The 1,426-nt window shown below is 40.9% G+C and carries 1 protein-coding gene; it reads right to left on the reverse strand.

The window, feature by feature from the left end; translation table 11 throughout:
• Positions 1 to 9 precede the first annotated feature (9 nt).
• On the reverse strand, positions 10 to 1,338 hold the full coding sequence (locus HUS62_RS22225; protein WP_404936081.1) for an IS4 family transposase: 1,329 nt from the start codon (positions 1,336 to 1,338) through the stop codon (positions 10 to 12).
• Positions 1,339 to 1,426 lie beyond the last annotated feature (88 nt).

Raw genomic sequence — 1,426 nt, forward strand, 5'->3', positions numbered from 1 at the left:
CAATGCCAGTCAGTTAAGCTGACTGGCATTTCTTTTTTTATGTGGGTACTTTGATGGCTTAGGCTTTATCGCTCTTGGGTATCGCCTATCTTCTTTTCTAGGTGGCAGTTTAAATAGTCTCAGCGTACCTAATAGATGCTTCCAGTGAATTGGAATATTACCGGGGCTCATAATTGATATTGATGAGAAGTATTGAATAACTGCCATCGAGCAGCTTGAGAAACTGAGTTGGTTAGGCCATATTCCTTCAGCTTTTGCTGCTAGGGTCATCAATCTTCGAATTAAATTGTATGCGAGGAGGATCCCCCATAGCTCCTGCCTGACCATATCAGGGCGCTTACTCCGAAGATGGTATGTGCTATCTAGCATTGTTTGCTTTATTTCTCGATACCCTAATTCTATTTCCCAGCGATGGCTGTATAAATCAACTATTTCGCTACTTGGAAAACGAAGTCTATCTACCATCGAGGTTAATATTCGGTAATTTTTACCTTTTATGGTTTTACTAACCAATCTTGCTTTAATAACTTCGGGAACATCGGGGAAATTCTTTTGAGCATGCTTAGTGGTTTTGAGCTCAATTATTAGGTCATTGTTACCAACCTTAGAAACGACTTCATATTGTAAATCAGGTCTTGCAGGTATTAGCCAATGCCTTTCTTCTCCAGTACTGTGCCATCGATTTAACAAGCCCAGTGAATAGTATCCTTTATCAAACATGGTCAACGAGTGGTTAGGTGTACGCTCAATCAGTCGCTCAGCAAGCTTCATTTCATTCGTCTTATAGTTATCAAACTCACTGCTTATCAGTTGGTGACTGGTTAGTTCCATATGACAAACCATGCGAATTTGTGGGAATCCTGTATCACCATATTGGTTTCTAGCCGATGAGAATGCTTCACGATTCTCATCTGAATCGGCCGTACGCCAAACAACGCCATCAACCGCTAATAAGTTTAACCCAGCCCACGTTTCAAACTCTTCTGTATGGTACATATTATCAGCAGCTTTATTAAAGACTTGCTTAACGGGGTCATCACCTAATCGCTGGCGAGCTTGAACCATGGCACTCGGGGCGACTAACTGATTTTTGCCAGGCAGCATAATGTCTAGTTTATTCGCAATATTCCAGACAGATTCTTTACGAAATAATGCCATGCCAATAACAGACCAAAGCACAGCTTCTAAAGGCAACCTGCGCTTTCTAACTGTGGCTACTCCTGCTTGTTGAAAGCCTTGTTCAATCAGGTCAGAAGATAAAATTTCAGATAATTTTTCAAACGTGTGGTAACGAGTGCTTTCTTCGAAAGCAGAATGAAGAGCTTGTTCTATATTCACAAAAAATCCGTAGTTAGTTGCCTAACTACGGATTGTGCATGATCATTCTGATCGGTCAACTGATCAACTTCTTAACTGATCAGCATTA

The organism is Pseudoalteromonas sp. 0303, assembly GCF_013349995.1.
Lineage (GTDB): Bacteria > Pseudomonadota > Gammaproteobacteria > Enterobacterales > Alteromonadaceae > Pseudoalteromonas.